This is a genomic window from Arthrobacter sp. TMT4-20 (assembly GCF_054510775.1).
The window spans coordinates 13,537-30,494 of sequence record NZ_JBTNDW010000011.1 but is presented as its reverse complement, the minus strand read 5'-3'; the positions used below and the strand labels follow the sequence as shown (position 1 = coordinate 30,494).

The window sequence follows — 16,958 nt, the reverse complement described above, 5'->3', positions numbered from 1 at the left end:
CGCTACTGAAAGGACAATGATGTTCTCATCACATAACTCCCGTAATCCCCGCAGGTCAGTGATCGCTGCAACTAGCCTGGCCGCTGCGCTCTTCGCCGCCACCGGATGCGGCGGCGTCGTCGCAGAGGACAGCCCGACCGGAGGCGATACGGAGGAAAGCTTTGAGTTCACGCTCTCCACCGCAGCGCAGCCCGGCACCCCGAACGCGGCGGTACAGGACTGGTACCTCGACCGCATCGAGGAGGAGACCGACGGGCGGATCACCTTCGAACGGACCGCTCCCGAAGCTCTGTGCAAGGCTCCCGAGGTGGTCGAGTGCGTTCGCTCCGGCCGCGCGCAGATCGGTGTGACCGTTCCGGACTACACGCCCCAGTACTTCCCATCAACCAGCATGGTGAGTATCCCCTTCCTGAGCCAGAACTCCGCCGCAATTACTGAATCCCTGTACGACATTCACCAGAACTACCAGCCAGCGATGGACGTGATGGAAGAGAACGGCCTCCACCACGTGGCCACCTGGCCAGTGGGCCGGATGCTGCTCGGTTCGCCCGACCCGATCACCAGCAAAGACGACCTGGCCGGGCTGTCGATGCGGGCCTCGGGACCCATCGTGCAGCAGGTGCTTTCGGGCGCAGGAGTTAACATCCAGGCGATCACAGCACCCGAGACCTACGAGGCCGTGCAGCGCGGAGTCATCGACTCGATCGGCGGTGCGATCGACTTCCCCGTGAACTACAAGATCATGGAGCTGTTGCCCTACTGGACTGACCCCGGAATCGGTCAGTATTCAACTTTTGGAATGTGGTTCTCAGCCGACGCCTACGACGAACTCCCCGATGATCTAAAGCAGACCGTCGAAGCGGTCACCGAGGAGCTCAACCGGGGCGAGGGAATCAACGCCTTCAACACTCAAGCTGCCGAGCAGTGCCAGCAGATGCTCGATGCGCCGACCGTTGAGGACTTCACCGCGTGGGAAGAATCCGCGACTGACGAGTGGGCCAGCGAGGTCGAGGACAGCACCCAGCAGCAGTGGGTGGAGCTCGCTCAGGAGCAGGGCCTTGACGACGCCCAAGGTGTGCTCGACGAGTACCTCGCCGGTCTCGACAAGTACCAGGACCTTGAATACACAGACGCCACGCTCGACTGCGAGGATCAGTTCGCGGCTCGCTGAGCTGAACGCTGAAAGACAAAAATCTGACGAGTTCGGGGCGTCGACCTTTGGGTCGACGCCCCGAACTCGTCAATCCGCTACAGCGGGGACGTCAACCGGCGTACCCGCCTCATACGGCCCGAAAAACAGATCCGCGCCATCATCGGTGAGCACCGCGGCCTCGGCAGTGACACCATCAAAGCCGGTGAGTGTCGCAAAGGACATCCGCCTCACGGGGTCGTCGGGATCCGCGATCTCCAGTATCCAGCCTGCAACGGATTGAACGATTGCTGGATCGGCTATGGCGACTCGCATCATCCCGCTGTGCCCTGTCAGCGTTACACGACCGGCGAATCGCAGCGGATCATCCGTCCCCGCGAACTCGAAACCGTGCCCGACTTCGGTAACTCCACCGTCCACGACGATCCGTCCGTCCTGCATGGCACGGACGTATCCGAGCAGCGAGTCTTTGATCGACCACCGCAAGATGCTCATGCGAGCGCGGCCGGCACCGGCCAGGTGATTGAACGCGCGAAAGCTATCAGCGCGGCTACCCGCTCCGGAGGGTCCTCCGTCGCCGACCAGATAACGTCGATGCCGACCGGCTCAACTCCAGGAGATATCTCTTTCATCACGACAGGATAGCCCTCGTAGCTAGCCTGATTCACCGGACGTTGCACCAGGACACCGTAGCCCAAGCCGCGACCCACCAGGGTCCGCACCGCCTCGTAACTCGCGGTGCGATGCCGGATGCGGGGTGTGAGCCCCCGGCTTTCGAAGAGCGACAGCGTGTGCTGGCTCGAGGGCGGAGCATCGAGAAGAATCAGGTCGTGATCGACAACATCTTCGAGTCTCACCTCGTCTGCGTCCGCGAGCGGGTCGGACGCCGGCAAGAGGATATGCGCGGGTAGGGAGAAGAGCCGCTCCCGACGCGGGTGCCCGGGGACCAGCGTTTCGTACACGAAGGCGACGTCTACCTCGCCAGACTCGATCCTACCTTCAAGCTGGTCGTGCGTCGCCTCGCGGATGTGCAGGTCGACCCGCGGATGCGCCTCGCCGAAGTCGTGCAGCAAGGGCGGGAGCACGGTGGGCGCGAGTGTCGGGTAGCAGCCGATTGTGATCGGTCCGACGAGTTCGCCCTCGACTGCCTGCAACGAGGTGGACAGTTCACGCGCTGCGGTCAGGAGAGGGCGGGCCCGTTCGACAATCCGCACCCCGGCGGTCGTGAGCGTAATGCCATGGGCGCGGCGACGAATCGTGAGTCTGGCGCCGAGGATTCGCTCAAGCTCGGTGAGGGCATCAGAAAGGGCGGATGAGGAGACATGCAGGTGCTGCCCTGCAGCACTCAGCGTGCCATGATCGGCCGCGGCGACGAGGTAGGCGAGCTGCCGGAGCGTGAAGTCGGGCACCGTAGTCAAAATCCGCCTCCGTCGAATATATAGAGAGAATAATTCCGCTTTTCTAACACTACTGGGCGAGTGATAGTTAGAGGGATTCATCCACTGGATATTTCGCTGGAGCACTACATAGTGCTCCTCACCGAAGACTTTCTGTCGAAAGAACACGAAGGAGTGGTCATGACGGGTGTGCACGACACGGCGCCGATCGCCGACTGGATTACCATTCCCGACCTCTATCGGGACCCGTTCCCGATTTACGACCGGCTGCGCGCCGAGGGCGGCGTGCACTGGGTGCCGGGCGTCGGCCGCTACCTGATCACCAGCTACGACGCCGTACACAACACGGAGTTCGACCAGGACACCTTCTCCGCCAATGAAGAGAACTCCCTTCAGATCCGGGCAATGGGGCACTCGATGCTCCGGCGCGACGACCCCGAACACTATCTGGAACGCAAGGCCTGGCAGCCGGTGCTGCGCCCCGGAGCGGTCAAGCGGGTATGGACCTCGGTGTTTGAACGGAACGCCCAACGCTACCTCGACGAAATGATTGATAAGGGCCCCGGCTCGGACATCATCTGGGACTTCGCTGCGCCCTATTCGGCCGAGAATCTCCGGGAGATCCTCGGGTTCCACAACGCCAAGCAGCAGGACCTACAGCGCTGGTCGCAGACGCTGATCGACGCAACCGGCAACTACGCCAACGATCCCGACGTCTGGGCCCTAGGCAAGCAATCATTCGACGAGGTGGATATCGCACTCGACGAAATGCTGCTCTGGCACTCGAAAAACCCCGATTCCTCGCTCATCTCAACCCTGCTGCGCATCCCTGATTACGAGATGCCCGTTGAGAAAATCCGCGCCAACATCAAAATGACCATCGGCGGGGGCCTTAACGAGCCGCGCGACGCGCTCGGCGTGGCCGCATGGGCGCTGCTCACCCATCCCGACCAGCGGCGTGCAGTCGAAGCGGATCCGTCGCTGTGGCCGATGGTCTTCGATGAAGCTATCCGCTGGATTGCGCCCATCGGTCTTTACTCGCGGCAGGTCACCCGTGACACGGAGCTCGCCGGTGTGAAACTACCCGCCGGCGCGAAGCTGGGCATCTGCGTGCTCTCAGCCAACCGTGACGAGACCATTTGGCCCGACGCGCACATCTTTGACATCCGTAGAGAGGTGAAACCGCACCTGGCGTTCAGCAAGGGCGTGCATGTTTGTCTGGGCGCCTGGGTGGCGAAGGCCGAGGTCGCGACAGTCGGACTCCCCGCTCTGTTTACTCGGCTCCGCGGCCTTGACCTGCATCCCGAGCGTCCCGCCGTCATCGGCGGCTGGGTGTTCCGCGGAATGCTTGAGCTTACAGCCACCTGGGATGAAAGCTCGAAGCCTGAGATTTCACTCGGAAGTCAGCCTTCCGAGGCGGCCCCCGAGACCATCGGAGCAGCCCCGGCTCCCCGCGTCGCCATCGTCGGCGCCGGGCCCGCCGGGTGCTTCTCAGCCCAAGCGATCCGTCGGACGTTCCCAGACGCCGAGATAGACGTGTTCGATCGGCAACCAGTACCGTACGGACTCGTCCGCTACGGCGTCGCCGCAGACCACCAAGGCACCAAGTCGGTCGCTCGCCAGTTCGAACGCCTCTTCACTCACGACGGCGTACGCTTCCACGGCGGCCTAGCCCTCGGTAGCGATATCGACCTAGGACAGCTCCGCAAAAACTTTGATGCAGTGGTGCTGGCGACCGGCCTGCACGTCGATGCGCGACTCGATATCCCTGGGGCAGCTCGTGAAGGGGTCATAGGCGCGGGACGGGTGACGCGGATCCTCAACGGTCATCCAGATGAGGGAGAGCACATCCCTGCGCTCGGCCGGGACGTCGTCGTCGTCGGCCAAGGCAACGTGGCCCTCGACGTCGTGCGTCTCATCGCGCGAGGCTCCGAAGGCCTCGACGGCAGCGACATCGACGACGAGGTGCACAGGAGTCTTGTCGGATCGGTGCGGACCGTGCACGTGGTAGGACGATCTGCACCGGCGCAGGCGAAGTTTGACCCTGTGATGCTGCGGGAGCTCAGCGCCCTCCCCGGTGTACAACACCTGGTGCACGGCCTAAAGTCCCTCGATGACGTCGAGGGCAAGGACGCGCGTATCGATGCCGTCCGGGACCTCGCTTCCGCGAAACAAGGTCTGGGACGCATTCGAGTCGAGTGGTGGTTCGGGCTGTCACCGGAGCGGATCGAAGGCGAGCAGGCAGCGGAAGCGGCGCTGTTTTCCGGGGCCGACGGCGCAGTGCGTATCACCGCCGACAGTGTGATCACCGCCATTGGGTTCACAAGCGGTGCCGACCACTGGGCTACCCCCGGAGCTCATCCGGACGGGCGGATAGAACCCGGGCTATACGTCGCCGGATGGCTGCGGCGCGGTCCTCGAGGAACCATTCCCGATCAGCGCACCGACGCACGGTCTCTCGCGCGGGTGCTTTCGGATGATATTGCCGCGGGCTCGGTCGGTGCGTCCTCGCCCGGGGTTACGGAGCTCGGCGAACTACCAGGCGAGGTCAACTTTGACGGCTGGCGGCGCATCGACCTGCAGGAGGTCCTTGGTGCGGCGCCCGGTCGGGTGCGCGCCAAACTGCGCACCCGTGAGTCTCTACTCGAGGCGGCCCGGGACACCGGGATCGTGCTGCCTCCCTTGGTCGTGCCCGGTGCAGCCGAGCAGGAAAGCGATGGAATGCCCCTCACCATCTTGTTCGGGACCGAGTCGGGCAACGCCGAACTGATCGCAGAAGACCTGCGACGCCACCTCGCCGGACGCGCGCAGGTCGAGATTACCGACCTCTCCGAGGCCGACGTAGCGGACCTCGATCCGTCGCGACCCCACCTCGTACTTTGCTCCACCTATGGCAACGGAGAGCTACCGACAGGGGTCCGCCCCATCCGGGAGGCGCTGCTCACTAACAGACCGGATCTATCCGGGCTGACCTACGCGGTCTTCGGCATGGGGGACCGAAGCTACTCGAAGACCTACTCGCGCGGCAGTGAGCTACTCGACGAAGCACTGGCCTTGTGCGGAGCGGTCCGAGTAGGCGAGTATGGGCGGCACGACGCAGGCGGCTCGTTGGACGCTGCCGATGTGGCGCGTGATTGGGCTGACGGCGTTCTAGCAGAGCTGAGTGCGAGAGCCCTGGCGGGCATACCCTGAGGGGCGCGTCGGATCGCTGACCTGCGTCCAAGGGAAGCGAAGACCCATGCGCGCGATGCGTTCAGCTCGCTGAACTAACGATGTCTTCGCGACTCGTGTGCTACCGGACAGAGAAGCGGCTCACCCAGTACGGAAGAGGGACGCTGACACGGCTCCATCAAAGGTCCACCATCGCGTTCCATGCCACACCGAAGTAGTCGACGAATTCATTCCAAGTCTGCGCGTTGACGACCAGCGCCGATAACGGTTAGTTACGTCACCATAATTGATGACACGATACCGGCGGCAACCCGCGCAATGAATTGATTGGCCACCGGCATACCAGTCACACTCCAAAGGAACGGATTGACAACGACGGCGGAGGCCAACTTGCTGGCGTACCCATCGCTGCACCGTTCGAGAACCAAAATTCGGGTGGGTGCCCGGCTACGACTGGATTGCTGGTTCGGTGCTAGCCGATAACTTCGTCGTGGTCTTTTACCGAAAATGGGCGGCATTGCTGCGGACGACATCGACGATCCCACCGGCCGCGAGGAAGTTCTCCCGGCGGATTATGCCGACGGACTGGCGCCTCCGTTTGAGTCTGTCGAATGGGAGGGGAGCCACCACACTGGAAGCCCTGCCCCTAACGGGTCAGGTGGTTGGGCAGCCGGTTCCCCGGCGCGCGCCCCCGGATTTGCAGCAGCTCCCGCGCATGCGCCTCAAGTCGGCGGTCCTCTTCGGACCGGGGTATCCACCCCGGGACGGCCACAGCTGTGCCGTTCGCATCCCTGGCCACCATCACGGTGAGGCAGTAGGTGGTCAGATTCATCTCCTCGTCGGTCGGTTTTCCGGACCTGACGTGGACGGCGATGTGCATTCCCTTGTTGCCCGTATAGACCAGGCGGGCTTCCACCTCCACCACGTCCCCGATCAGCAGCGGCCGATAGAACCGCACCCCACCGGAGAACACCGCCACGGTGTCCTGGCCGCAGTACCGGGCCGAACAGACGTAGGCGGCCTCATCGATCCAATCCATCACCGTGCCGCCGTGCACTTTGCCACCCCAGTTCACGTCGGTGGGCGCCGCGAGGAACCGCAGGGTAACTTTTTCGGCGGTCCCTTCGTCGGTGTAGACCTGTCCGCGCATCGCCTCGACAATTTCCTCGCGCACAGCGATCCGGGCCTTCGCCGCGTCCCGGCGGCTGACCTCTTCGGGGGTCGACGGTTCGTACGGTGGTACTGGAACAGGCTTGCCATCCGGTCCGACCGCTACGAAAATCACCAGGCATTGGCTGCGCATTGACGCGTCGCCGCCTTTGACGTCACCGGAGGACACCACGGTCTGGATGTGCAGCGACGACCGCCCGGTGTACACAATGGTCGCCTCGACCTCCACCATGTCGCCCACATTCACCGGATCAGCGAAGTGGATATTGCCGACGTACGCGGTGACACAGTAACTTTTCGCCCACCCGACGGCGGCAGCGTAGGCTGCCTTATCCACCCATTCCAGCACCGTCCCGGCGTCGACGGAACCACTGTGTCCGAGGTCGGTGGGTGCAGCGAGGAAGCGCAAAGTTACCGAGTTGGTCTGATTCATTGAGTCAGTATTGCGCATCTGGAACTGGCGCTCATCGGTGCAGGACCGAACCTAGTCAAATCAGGTGGTCTCAACGGGGCACAGATCCGGGCCGCCGCTCGGGTGGTTGGCGTCAGCCACCCTGCTCCGGCCCGTCACTTCGCTGATTCAGCCAGCTATCTTGGCGCAAGCCGCGGACATTATGCGCGCTCAGATGTCCGCTTTGGATTGCCCCACACATCGGTGTGGAACAGCGGTCCGAGCAGGCAAAAGTTGACCACCCCAGCCGCGATCATTACGAAACCGACCAGCACCAGGGCTATCCCGCCGGCACCCTCCACGGCAAAAACACCCACCAGGGCCAGTACCACTCCAGCCGTGATGCGCAGGATTCGACCGCTGCTGCTGCGCATAAACTTCACGAATTCCATCGTCTTTCCTTTCCTCTGTCCTTCGCGGATACTCTGTTAGACGGTTCATCGAGCGGAACTGGACGTAGGAGCGTGCGGCAATGCTGTCATCCGAAGAATTTCTTACCGCGCTTAGCGCCGAAATGCCGCGCCTTCGACGATTGGCGCAACGGACTGCGCCGAAAGGCATCGACGCCGACGACCTGGTTCAGGACACTCTCGAACGGGCGTGGCGTGCCCAGGGCACGTACCGCGGCGACGCCTCGTTGGCCACGTGGCTGCACCGCATCCTGATCAACCGTAGTAAAGACCTTGCGGGGCGGAACGCACCCCTGACTGTGCCAGCCAATGAGGATCTTCGGGCCATGACGGTCCCAGATCCGCTCGCCGTGCTTGAACAGGCAGAGGACGAACAACATCTCCGCGCCGGACTGGCGCAACTCCCCGTACAGGACAGGATGATGCTCGTTCTGCATGACAGTCTGGATTGGAGCGCAGCTGAGATCGCCGATCTAGGAGGCTTTTCTGAAGCAGCCGCACATAAACGCCTGCAGCGAGCGCGATTACGCATGGTCCAGATCCTGGCAAAGACCAGCGGGACGATCGAACGACAAACCGCCGACTGCCGGCAGGCCCGGGACTCCCTAGCCCCTTACCTTGAGGGGACCCTCGCCGACGAAACTCAGCGGCATATCGAAGCGCACCTCAGACACTGTCCGCACTGCCCACCCCTGGCCCAGGCCCTCGTCGGCTTACGCTCAGCCCTGTCCCACCCATCCCCCAAGTCCACGCCAGCGCCTCGACTGATGAAAGCACTCGCTTCTTTCCGTCAGGAAGTCGACGAATACGACCGTACGTCCGAAAGGTGAAGCCCTCGGCCGTCGCCGCATGGGACAGGGGTCGCTTCATGGCTCCAGCATGTGCGCTGGCTGTTTCGGCCGCGTTGCGTCGCCGTGACCATTTACCGCCAATCGGCGTCGGGACGATATTCTTGACCTATCACCCGCGCACCATCCCCGCCCCCGACGCCGTCGTCCGGGCGGACGCGCGCATGAGCCAGCCGCGCCAGACCTATTCGACCGGGTCCGCGGCGGGCCGCACACAACGCTGGAGAACCCAGCGGCAGGAAGGGATTGACAGTGCACCGCGACCCATCGGAATGCCTTGACACATGGATGAGCCGAGAGGCTCTTGCGGAGGGAATGATCCCCGTCATCGGGCGGCTGTACCGCGAAAACAACGTGGTGATCAGCATCCACGGCCGCAGCCTCATCAATAAGTCGGCCATGAACATCCTCAAAGCCCACCGGTTTGCCCGCCGGATCAGCAAGGAAGAGTTGTTCCTTGAGGAAACCGCGCCGCTCCTGCGCACCCTGGTGGACCTTGATCTGGGCGCCGCGGCCATCGACATTGCCCGGCTGACCCAGAAGTTCAAGGCCGACGGCGGTGGCGCCTCCCTGGAGGACTTCCTCCGCGCGGAGCTGGCCGACGTCGTCGACAAGCGCGGGGCCGACGAACGCACCAGCACCGACGTCGTGCTCTATGGTTTCGGGCGCATCGGCCGCCTGGTGGCACGGCTCCTGATCGAGAAGGCCGGCGGTGGCCACGGGCTGCGGTTGCGCGCCATTGTGGTCCGTAAGGGCGCCGACAACGACCTGATGAAGCGGGCCAGCCTGCTCCGCCGCGACTCGGTGCATGGCAGCTTTGAGGGCACCATCCGGATCGACGAAGAAGCCAACACGATTACCGCCAACGGCGTGCACATCCAGGTGATCTACTCGAACGACCCGTCCACCGTTGACTACACCGCCTACGGCATCAAGGACGCCCTGCTGGTCGACAACACCGGACGCTGGCGCGACGAGGAAGGGCTGTCCAAGCACCTGCAGAGCAAGGGCATTGCCCGGGTGCTCCTGACGGCGCCGGGCAAGGGTGCGCTGAAGAACATTGTGCATGGCATCAACCACAACACCATTCTGCCCACGGACCAGATCGTCACCGCCGCATCCTGCACCACCAACGCCATCACCCCCGTGTTGAAGGCCATCAATGACCGGTTCGGTGTGGTGCACGGGCATGTGGAGACGGTGCACTCGTTCACCAATGACCAGAACCTGATCGACAACTTCCACCAGGGTGACCGGCGTGGCCGTTCGGCGGCGCTGAACATGGTCATCACCGAGACCGGTGCGGCGAAGGCCGTCGCGAAGGCGCTCCCCGAGCTCGAGGGCAAACTGACCGGCAGCTCCATCCGCGTGCCGACCCCCGATGTCTCGATCGCTATCCTCAACCTGACCCTGGCCGACGGGACCAGTAAGGACGAGGTCAACACCTACCTGCGCGAAACGTCGCTGCACTCCGATTTGCGCAAGCAGGTCGACTACATCGACTCGCCCGACGTCGTCTCCACCGACTTTGTCGGCTCCCGCCGGGCCGGGATTGTCGATGGACTGGCGACCATCGCGAACGGCACCAACCTGGTGCTCTACGTCTGGTACGACAACGAGTTCGGCTACAGCTGCCAGGTGGTCCGGGTGATGGAGGAGATGGCCGGCGTGAACCCGCCGTCGTTCCCGGCCAAGGAACCCGTCGCCGCGACCGTGCGGTCCTCGGCCTCGGCGGGCTGAAACACGCCGCCCGCACGAAGGCGCCCCTCGAGGCGACCTTTGGGGCGACCATAGAACCGCCGGTTGGGCACAGAGTCGCCGCTTGCAAGCGGCGACCCTGGACCTAACCGGCGGTTCTGTGTGGAGGGGCGCCCTGGTGCTGCGTACCCCCGGCGTGTTTGCGTGCAGGTCCGTGCGCTGTGCGAGCGCCGTCGGGACATGACCGGGATGTCTGGCCTCATCAGACCGAGCGCAGGCGCAGCCAGGCCTCGAAGGTCAAGCCGTTGACGGCCGAGTCGCGGGCAAGATTCTCGCCGCTACTGAAGAACTTCCCGAGAGCACCCGGCAGCGGCAGGGTGATCTGGCGGCCGGTTGCTCCTGTGACGTCGCGGTAGATGCGAGCCAGCTCGGCCATTTCCAGCACTTGTGGGCCGCCGACGTTGATGGTCCCCTGGGGTATCGGCTGATGGGTTGCCGCGTCGGCCAGCGCACCTGCCACATCCTGAACGGCGATCGGCTGAAACACGGCGTTCTTCAGGACAGGAAGTACTCCGGCCTTGCGCCCGCCGTCGAACACTACCGTCAGAAAGTTGTGGAACTGGGTAGCCCGGACCACCACTGATGGAATCGACGAATTCTGGTAGATCTTCTCCTGGCGCACCTTGGCCCGATAGTAGGAGAACGCCGCCAGGTCGCAGTTGACGATCGAGAGCACCACGGCGCGCGCGATTCCTGCCTCTCGGGCTGCGGTGAGCAGGTTCAGGGCGCCGTCGTCGAGCGCCCGCTGACCTTTTCCGAACTGTCCGTCGAGGACGTCAATCAGGACATCGGCCTCGGCCAGCGCATCCGTCAGGCCCTCCCCGGTCGTCACATCGGCTGCCATGTACTCGGCACCGGCGACCCACCGCGGCGAGTGGTGGGCGGGAAGGTGACGGCTGACCGATCGCGTTTGGTGGCCTCGTCTCACGCATTCGTCCACCAGATGGTGCCCCACTAGACCAGTACCCCCGACCACAACCACTCTCGTCATGGCCCCTAGGCTACGCCTGCCCGCTCCGACGGACCAGAGCGGCCGAGCCGGATCCGGGGATTGCCACGCCAGCCGCTCGGCTGGCTAGAGTCAGTGGATGGAACAACGAACTCTTGGTAAGACCGCACGCTCCGTTTCGACCGTAGGGCTGGGCACCTGGCAGCTCGGCGCCGACTGGGGAGACGTAGACCCCAACGATGCCACAGCCATCCTCCACGCCGCCGTCGATTCCGGCATCACCTTCTTCGACACCGCCGACGTGTACGGCGATGGCCGCAGCGAACAGACCATCGGCGCCTTCCTGGCGGATAACCCCGGCCTGGACATCACCGTCGCCACCAAGATGGGCCGCAGGGTGGAGCAGAAGCCGGAGAACTACACGCTGGCAAACTTCCGCCAGTGGATCGACCGGTCCCGCACCAACCTCCGTGTGGACACTCTCGACCTGGTGCAGCTGCACTGCCCGCCGTCGTCGGTCTATTCCGACGTTGAGGTCTACGACGCCCTCGACACGCTGGTCAGCGAAGGCGCCATCCGCAACTACGGGGTCAGCGTCGAACGCACTGATGAGGCCCTGGCCGCCCTCAAACACGGCAACATTGCGACCATCCAGATCATCCTCAACGCCTTCCGCCTCAAGCCACTGGACGAGGTGCTGCCCGCGGCCAAGGAGGCTGGCGTCGGAATCATCGTGAGGGTTCCGCTCGCCTCGGGGCTGCTCTCCGGCAAGTATTCAAAGGACACGACGTTCGCCGAGAACGACCACCGGAACTACAACATCAGCGGTTCAGCGTTCGACGTCGGAGAGACCTTCTCGGGCGTTGACTTCAATACCGGTTTGACGGCCGTCAAGGAGTTCGAGGGTTTGGTTCCCGACGGCGTGACCACCGCCCAGGCCGCGATCGCCTGGATTGTGGCGCAGGACAGCGTCAGCACCGTCATCCCCGGCGCCCGCACCGTGGAGCAGGCGCGCGCCAACGCAGCAGCAGCGGACACCGGGGATCTTGGGGCCCGGTTGAACGACGGCGTCCGTGATATCTACGACCGCCACTTCCGTGAAGCGATCCACCCCCGCTGGTAAACGGCACACCGGCCCTTTGGTCGGAGACCTGATCGACCGACGACGACGGCTCGTTAACGATGGCGGCCCCCACCCCGCAAGGGGTGGGGGCCGCCATCGTTGGTGCAGCACTACAAACTGCGGGTGGTTAGCCGCCGAACAGTGCTGACACGCGGGTCATGGTCTGGAAGATCCCATATGCCAAGGGAACGGTCACAAGGGCCCATACGAACGTGGTGCTTGCTACCTTCATCTCATGCCTCCATAGCGGATTCTTTGGTGGACGTCCCGGATTCGGGGGCCGCCTTTGGTTCGTGGAACTTCGAGTCGACCGGCTTGATCATCAGGTTGGCGATGAAACCGATAACCAGCAGACCCACCATGGTGAGTAGTGCTGGCTGGTAGGCGGCTGCGGTGAGCTCGCCTGGTGTGCCCTGAGCGTCGAGGAAACCGTTGACGATCAGTGGTCCGGCGATACCCGCGGCTGACCAGGCGGTCAGCAACCGGCCGTGAATGGCGCCGACCTGGTAGGTGCCGAAGAGGTCACGCAGGTAGGCAGGAACGGTAGCGAAGCCGCCGCCGTAGAAGGAAATGATGAAGAAGGCCAGGAACACGAAGAGGATCGTGGTGCCCGCGCCGGCGAGCGCCAGCGTGGTGTAAAGCAATGCGCCAACACCCAAATAGATCATGTAGATCCGCTTGCGACCAATGATGTCTGAGGTGGAGGACCAGACGAAGCGACCGGCCATGTTTCCAATCGACAACAACCCAACGAACCCACCGGCGACAGCAACGGTGACCGCGGTGGAGCCGTCTGCTTCGCGGAAGAAGTCCTGGATCATTGGGGACGCCTGCTCAAGGATGCCGATACCTGCCGTGACGTTGCAGAAGAGCACGATCCAGACCAGCCAGAACTGCTTGGTCTTGATGGAGTTCTTGGCCGAGACGTTATCGGAGGTTACGAGCGCTTTGGTCTTGATTGTTGAGGGGTCGAAGCCTGCCGGCTTCCAGTCAGCTGCGGGGACCTTGATGGTGAACGCACCGAACATCATGTACACGAGGTAAATGGCTGCGAGGGTGAGGAAGAGCATGCCCACCGAATCGCCGCTGGCTACCCAGCCCTCGACGTCGGAGTTCGGGTCATACATCCGCAACAGCTGGGTGGAGAGGGGGCTGGCGATCAGCGCGCCGCCACCGAAGCCCATGATGGCCATACCGGTAGCCAGCCCTGGCCTGTCCGGGAACCATTTGATCAGGGTCGAAACCGGGGAGATGTAACCGATGCCAAGACCGATGCCACCGATGAAGCCGTAGCCCAGGTAGACGAGCCACAGCTGGTTGGTGAAGATTCCGAGTGAGCCGACAAGGAAACCACCGGTCCAGAAAAGAGCCGAGGTGAACATGGCCATGCGGGGGCCGTTCTTATCTACCCAGGTGCCCATCACTGCGGCCGACAGGCCCAGCATCACGATGGCGATCGAGAAGATCACGCCGATCTGCGTCAGGCTCGCATCGAAGTGCTCAACCAGGGCGTTCTTGTACACGCTGGTGGCGTATGCCTGGCCGATACAGAGATGCACCGCCAGGGCTGCGGGGGGGATCAACCAACGGTTAAACCCGGGCGGGGCGATGGTGTGTTCGCGGGCAAGCCAACTCATCAATGTCTCCTTCGTGCTGGAACGGTGGGTACTGTCAGGACCGCGGGCGCTGACGCTGCGTGAAATTGTTCAATATTCAACCTCACTAAGGGTAGACGAAGATCACATAATAGTTTGAACGGGCAACCGATGAGTTTTGACGACCTGGTCGACTCAGGAACGGGGCGCGAGCGCTGCGTAGTAGCCCGGGATCTGCTCCGGCTCGCCCTTCGCCCGCATGGCAACAGCGTTAATGGTCACCGGACCGTCCTCGAGCACAGCCCAGGACTCGTCGTCGAAGGCTGACTGACGTTCGGCGGGGCCGAAATGACCGGGTTTCGGCAGACCGCCGATGGCGAGCTCCAACGGTTTGGGAATCCTGCCGGGCGAGGCGCCAAGGCGCGAAATGTAGCTGAGCGCGTCGCCTCGATAGTTGGTTTCCACCAGAAAAACCCGCCCCTGGGGCCCGACCAAGGATTTGAGCGTGGCGGCCAGGGCAATGCGGGCCGCCGGGTCGAGGACGTGGAAGACGCCCCGGACAAAGACGTTCGAGTGGCCAAAGTCGGCTGCCAGGAGCTCGCCGGCCCCCGGAGCGGTGCAGTCGGCGGTGCGATAGTCCACGTTGCTGAGATGAGCCGATTCGGTCAGCGCACGGGACGTGGCACTCGAGGCGACGTCCACCCCTACAGCCAGGGGGAAGTGGGCGGCCAGCAACCGGGTGAATGCACCGTTGCCGCAGCCGATATCAATGACCGGCAGCGCAGGGTTCAGGGTGCGGCTGAGGCCGGGAAGGTAGCTATTGAACTCCTGGTCCCCGCCAGCGTCCCACAACACGTCGCCGTCGGACCCTGTGCTTTGAATCCGGTGCCAATAGTTTTCCCAGGCGACATTACGATCCCTGGGCACCCCTGAGGAGAGCCTGATGACCGCAGGCAGCAGGAGGTATTTCTTCGGGAATGTCGGCACGCGTCAACACTAAACCCTCAGCGAGGGCAATCCTTTACCGATTAGCCCTGCCATTACTGCCGCCTCTGCCGGCCGGCCGAAAAAGTAACCCTGACCGTAATCGCAGCCCATTCGGTTCAGGAGCCTGGCCTGGTCGGCCGTCTCAATTCCCTCCGCGACCGAGATGAGACCAGCCGCTTCGATCAGTTGCAGGACGGCAGCGACAAACTTCAACTGCCTCGGATCATCGACAATGTCTTCGATCAGCGAGCTGTCCATTTTCACCGCCTGGGCGGGAAGTTTCCTGAGGTAGCTGATGGACGAGTAGCCGGTACCGAAGTCATCGATTTCGACACCGACGCCAAGCTCCCGCAGCCCGAGCAAATTGGCGGAGCTCGCCTCCGGATCAGTCATCAGGGAAGTCTCAGTAATCTCGACGATAAACCGATCGGTGGGAACAGCATGCCTGGCGAGGGCCCGATCGATGAGGTCAGCCAGACCGGGGGCCCTGCTTTCAGCGGCGGACAAGTTGATTCGGACGGCAAAGTCCCGGCCATCCAACACATCCCCCCAGTCTCCGAGCTGAGCAGCGACCGCGTTGATCATCCATTCACCGATATCGACGACCAGTCCACTCTCCTCCGCTATCCCAATGAAATGGTCCGGATAGAGCAGCCCACGGTCCGGGTGCTGCCAGCGCACCAGAGCCTCGGCGCCAATAATCGTGGAGGTCTGAAGGGAGACCAGCGGCTGGTAATGAACTCTGAGCTGGCCTGCTGGGATGGCCTGACGCAGCTCCTCGAGAATGGTGAAACGCTCGTGCGTCGCTTGCAGCATGGCTGGGTGAAACACCTGGACATTGCTGCGGCCAAGGTTCTTCGCCACATACATTGCAGTATCGGCGTCGCGCATCATGTCTTCGCCCGACTGCCCGGCTTCACCGCACCGGACACCGATACTCGCCAGGATGCGGATGCTGGTTTCGGAAACGATCATCGCCGGCCGCAACGCGTAAAGGATACGCTCAGCGATTTCACAGGCGATCTCGTCGGCAGTTTGCGGCAACAAGACCGCAAACTCGTCGCCGCCCAGCCGTGCCACAGTATCGGATTCCCGGACGGTCGATTCAAGACGACGTCCCACTTCGATCAGCACCTGGTCGCCGGCGGAATGGCCGAGGCTATCGTTCACCGCTTTGAACGCGTCAAGATCCAGCAGAATCAATGCCGCAGGTTGCACCCCTGCGGCCGCGGCCAGCGTTTCGTCGTCAATCCGTCGGCGCAGCAGGGTTCGGTTCGGGAGACCGGTGAGACTGTCATACATAGCCATTCGTTCCAACTCGACCTGGGCCGCGTGCAAGCGGGCGGTCCGGTCACGGACCCGCTGCTCCAGGTCTTCATAGAGAACTTCGAGTTCCTCGGCCAGGAGATTCACACCGCTGATCACGGCGTCCATTGAATCCCGGGCGGGAGAAACTTCCATCCTGGCTGACAGGTCTCCGGAGGAGAGCCGGACAATTCCCTCCACCAAGGCGTCGAGCCGCTTGTCCACAAACTCTTCCGCCACTTACCTCTCCTTCAGCCAGCCAAGCGCGGCCGGTTCGGAGGTGAAGAATTTTGTGGGGCACGGTAGCGAGCTCACGCCCAGAATGAAGTTGGCAATGACCTTATCGACCTGCGAGGAGCCCAGGAGCGCAATCCGCGAGGCCGAGCACGGCAGACCGAACACCGTTCGCGCTCCCCGGCTGACGGCCTTCGTTGTCGCCATGTCAACGAGCATGGGGAGGCTTTCTCCAGCGCACAGCTTGTTCACCTGATCCATTGCCAGGCGGGCGTCGGCTTCAGTGATTGAGATGCCTCGCGCCCACCGCAGCCTCAGGATGTTGTCTGCACCGCGACTGAGGGTGGCGTCAATCCCCTGCACGCCGTCCGGCGGGAGCTCACCCACAACGGATCCTTCGGTAGCCCAAC

General features: G+C 63.1%; 16 protein-coding genes. 6 read left to right on the top strand and 10 right to left on the bottom strand.

Annotation, left to right across the window (positions count from 1 at the left end):
• Positions 1-16 precede the first annotated feature (16 nt).
• The gene (locus tag ACX80Z_RS11695; protein WP_459315986.1) at positions 17-1,171 is read left to right on the top strand and encodes a TRAP transporter substrate-binding protein; all 1,155 of its coding nucleotides are present in this window, start codon (positions 17-19) and stop codon (positions 1,169-1,171) included.
• Between the two features lie 69 nt (positions 1,172-1,240).
• On the opposite strand, the gene ACX80Z_RS11690 is transcribed toward ACX80Z_RS11695, so the two are convergent.
• Positions 1,241-1,645 carry an HtaA domain-containing protein gene (locus ACX80Z_RS11690; protein WP_459315985.1) on the bottom strand — a complete coding sequence of 135 codons (405 nt, stop codon included), beginning with the start codon at positions 1,643-1,645 and terminating at the stop codon, positions 1,241-1,243.
• Positions 1,642-2,559, bottom strand: a complete 918-nt coding sequence (locus tag ACX80Z_RS11685; protein WP_459316055.1) for a LysR family transcriptional regulator — start codon at positions 2,557-2,559, stop codon at positions 1,642-1,644. Before ACX80Z_RS11685 ends, ACX80Z_RS11690 begins: the two co-directional genes overlap by 4 nt.
• A 168-nt stretch (positions 2,560-2,727) precedes the next feature.
• Here ACX80Z_RS11685 and ACX80Z_RS11680 point away from each other — a divergent pair, with 168 nt between their 5' ends.
• Entirely contained in the window at positions 2,728-5,739 is a 3,012-nt protein-coding gene (locus tag ACX80Z_RS11680) for a cytochrome P450 (RefSeq protein WP_459315984.1), read from the top strand.
• A 625-nt stretch (positions 5,740-6,364) separates the two neighbouring features.
• Here the strand turns inward: ACX80Z_RS11680 and ACX80Z_RS11675 are convergent.
• Both ACX80Z_RS11675 and ACX80Z_RS11670 read right to left on the bottom strand, forming a co-directional pair.
• Positions 6,365-7,321, bottom strand: coding sequence for an acyl-CoA thioesterase (locus tag ACX80Z_RS11675; protein WP_459315983.1), 957 nt, complete (start codon positions 7,319-7,321; stop codon positions 6,365-6,367).
• 179 nt (positions 7,322-7,500) lie between these two features.
• Positions 7,501-7,731 carry a YgaP family membrane protein gene (locus tag ACX80Z_RS11670; RefSeq protein WP_019484130.1) on the bottom strand — a complete coding sequence of 77 codons (231 nt, stop codon included), beginning with the start codon at positions 7,729-7,731 and terminating at the stop codon, positions 7,501-7,503.
• Between the two features lie 80 nt (positions 7,732-7,811).
• Here ACX80Z_RS11670 and ACX80Z_RS11665 point away from each other — a divergent pair, with 80 nt between their 5' ends.
• From ACX80Z_RS11665 to ACX80Z_RS11655, 3 genes are read left to right on the top strand one after another with little or no spacing between them, the layout of a single operon-like run.
• Entirely contained in the window at positions 7,812-8,579 is a 768-nt protein-coding gene (locus ACX80Z_RS11665; protein ID WP_459315982.1) for a sigma-70 family RNA polymerase sigma factor, read from the top strand.
• Between the two features lie 38 nt (positions 8,580-8,617).
• Positions 8,618-8,878: a hypothetical protein gene (locus ACX80Z_RS11660; RefSeq protein ID WP_459315981.1), complete on the top strand. Its 261-nt coding sequence runs from the start codon at positions 8,618-8,620 to the stop codon at positions 8,876-8,878.
• A gap of 7 nt (positions 8,879-8,885) precedes the next feature.
• Positions 8,886-10,337: a glyceraldehyde-3-phosphate dehydrogenase gene (locus ACX80Z_RS11655; protein ID WP_024476899.1), complete on the top strand. Its 1,452-nt coding sequence runs from the start codon at positions 8,886-8,888 to the stop codon at positions 10,335-10,337.
• Positions 10,338-10,557: 220 nt separating this feature from the next.
• Here ACX80Z_RS11655 and ACX80Z_RS11650 read toward each other — a convergent pair whose 3' ends face one another.
• On the bottom strand, positions 10,558-11,346 hold the full coding sequence (locus ACX80Z_RS11650; protein WP_024476028.1) for an SDR family oxidoreductase: 789 nt from the start codon (positions 11,344-11,346) through the stop codon (positions 10,558-10,560).
• A gap of 97 nt (positions 11,347-11,443) precedes the next feature.
• On the opposite strand from ACX80Z_RS11650, the gene ACX80Z_RS11645 reads away from it, so the two are divergent.
• Complete coding sequence (locus tag ACX80Z_RS11645) at positions 11,444-12,427, top strand: aldo/keto reductase (protein ID WP_459315980.1); 984 nt, start codon at positions 11,444-11,446, stop codon at positions 12,425-12,427.
• 127 nt (positions 12,428-12,554) lie between these two features.
• Here the strand turns inward: ACX80Z_RS11645 and ACX80Z_RS11640 are convergent, their stop codons facing one another.
• From ACX80Z_RS11640 to ACX80Z_RS11620, 5 genes are all read right to left on the bottom strand, one after another.
• Positions 12,555-12,659: an MFS transporter small subunit gene (locus ACX80Z_RS11640; RefSeq protein ID WP_019484125.1), complete on the bottom strand. Its 105-nt coding sequence runs from the start codon at positions 12,657-12,659 to the stop codon at positions 12,555-12,557.
• A 1-nt stretch (position 12,660) separates the two neighbouring features.
• A complete protein-coding gene (locus ACX80Z_RS11635; RefSeq protein ID WP_019484124.1) occupies positions 12,661-14,064 on the bottom strand; it encodes an OFA family MFS transporter in 1,404 nt (467 codons plus the stop codon).
• Between the two features lie 153 nt (positions 14,065-14,217).
• Positions 14,218-15,009, bottom strand: a complete 792-nt coding sequence (locus tag ACX80Z_RS11630) for a class I SAM-dependent methyltransferase (protein WP_459315979.1) — start codon at positions 15,007-15,009, stop codon at positions 14,218-14,220.
• A 9-nt stretch (positions 15,010-15,018) separates the two neighbouring features.
• On the bottom strand, positions 15,019-16,554 hold the full coding sequence (locus ACX80Z_RS11625; protein ID WP_459315978.1) for a putative bifunctional diguanylate cyclase/phosphodiesterase: 1,536 nt from the start codon (positions 16,552-16,554) through the stop codon (positions 15,019-15,021).
• On the bottom strand, positions 16,555-16,935 hold the full coding sequence (locus ACX80Z_RS11620) for a DUF7793 family protein (protein WP_019484121.1): 381 nt from the start codon (positions 16,933-16,935) through the stop codon (positions 16,555-16,557). It lies immediately after the preceding gene.
• Positions 16,936-16,958: the final 23 nt, after the last annotated feature.

What these genes read in the sequence shown, in the direction of transcription:
- ACX80Z_RS11655 (WP_024476899.1), top strand. Translation starts at nt 8,886, where the DNA reads ATGAGCCGAGAGGCTCTTGCGGAGGGAATGATCCCCGTCATCGGGCGG.
- ACX80Z_RS11690 (WP_459315985.1), bottom strand. Translation starts at nt 1,645, where the DNA reads ATGAGCATCTTGCGGTGGTCGATCAAAGACTCGCTGCTCGGATACGTC.
- ACX80Z_RS11665 (WP_459315982.1), top strand. Translation starts at nt 7,812, where the DNA reads ATGCTGTCATCCGAAGAATTTCTTACCGCGCTTAGCGCCGAAATGCCG.
- ACX80Z_RS11675 (WP_459315983.1), bottom strand. Translation starts at nt 7,321, where the DNA reads ATGAATCAGACCAACTCGGTAACTTTGCGCTTCCTCGCTGCACCCACC.
- ACX80Z_RS11695 (WP_459315986.1), top strand. Translation starts at nt 17, where the DNA reads ATGATGTTCTCATCACATAACTCCCGTAATCCCCGCAGGTCAGTGATC.
- ACX80Z_RS11640 (WP_019484125.1), bottom strand. Translation starts at nt 12,659, where the DNA reads ATGAAGGTAGCAAGCACCACGTTCGTATGGGCCCTTGTGACCGTTCCC.
- ACX80Z_RS11680 (WP_459315984.1), top strand. Translation starts at nt 2,728, where the DNA reads ATGACGGGTGTGCACGACACGGCGCCGATCGCCGACTGGATTACCATT.
- ACX80Z_RS11635 (WP_019484124.1), bottom strand. Translation starts at nt 14,064, where the DNA reads ATGAGTTGGCTTGCCCGCGAACACACCATCGCCCCGCCCGGGTTTAAC.
- ACX80Z_RS11670 (WP_019484130.1), bottom strand. Translation starts at nt 7,731, where the DNA reads ATGGAATTCGTGAAGTTTATGCGCAGCAGCAGCGGTCGAATCCTGCGC.
- ACX80Z_RS11645 (WP_459315980.1), top strand. Translation starts at nt 11,444, where the DNA reads ATGGAACAACGAACTCTTGGTAAGACCGCACGCTCCGTTTCGACCGTA.
- ACX80Z_RS11660 (WP_459315981.1), top strand. Translation starts at nt 8,618, where the DNA reads ATGGCTCCAGCATGTGCGCTGGCTGTTTCGGCCGCGTTGCGTCGCCGT.
- ACX80Z_RS11650 (WP_024476028.1), bottom strand. Translation starts at nt 11,346, where the DNA reads ATGACGAGAGTGGTTGTGGTCGGGGGTACTGGTCTAGTGGGGCACCAT.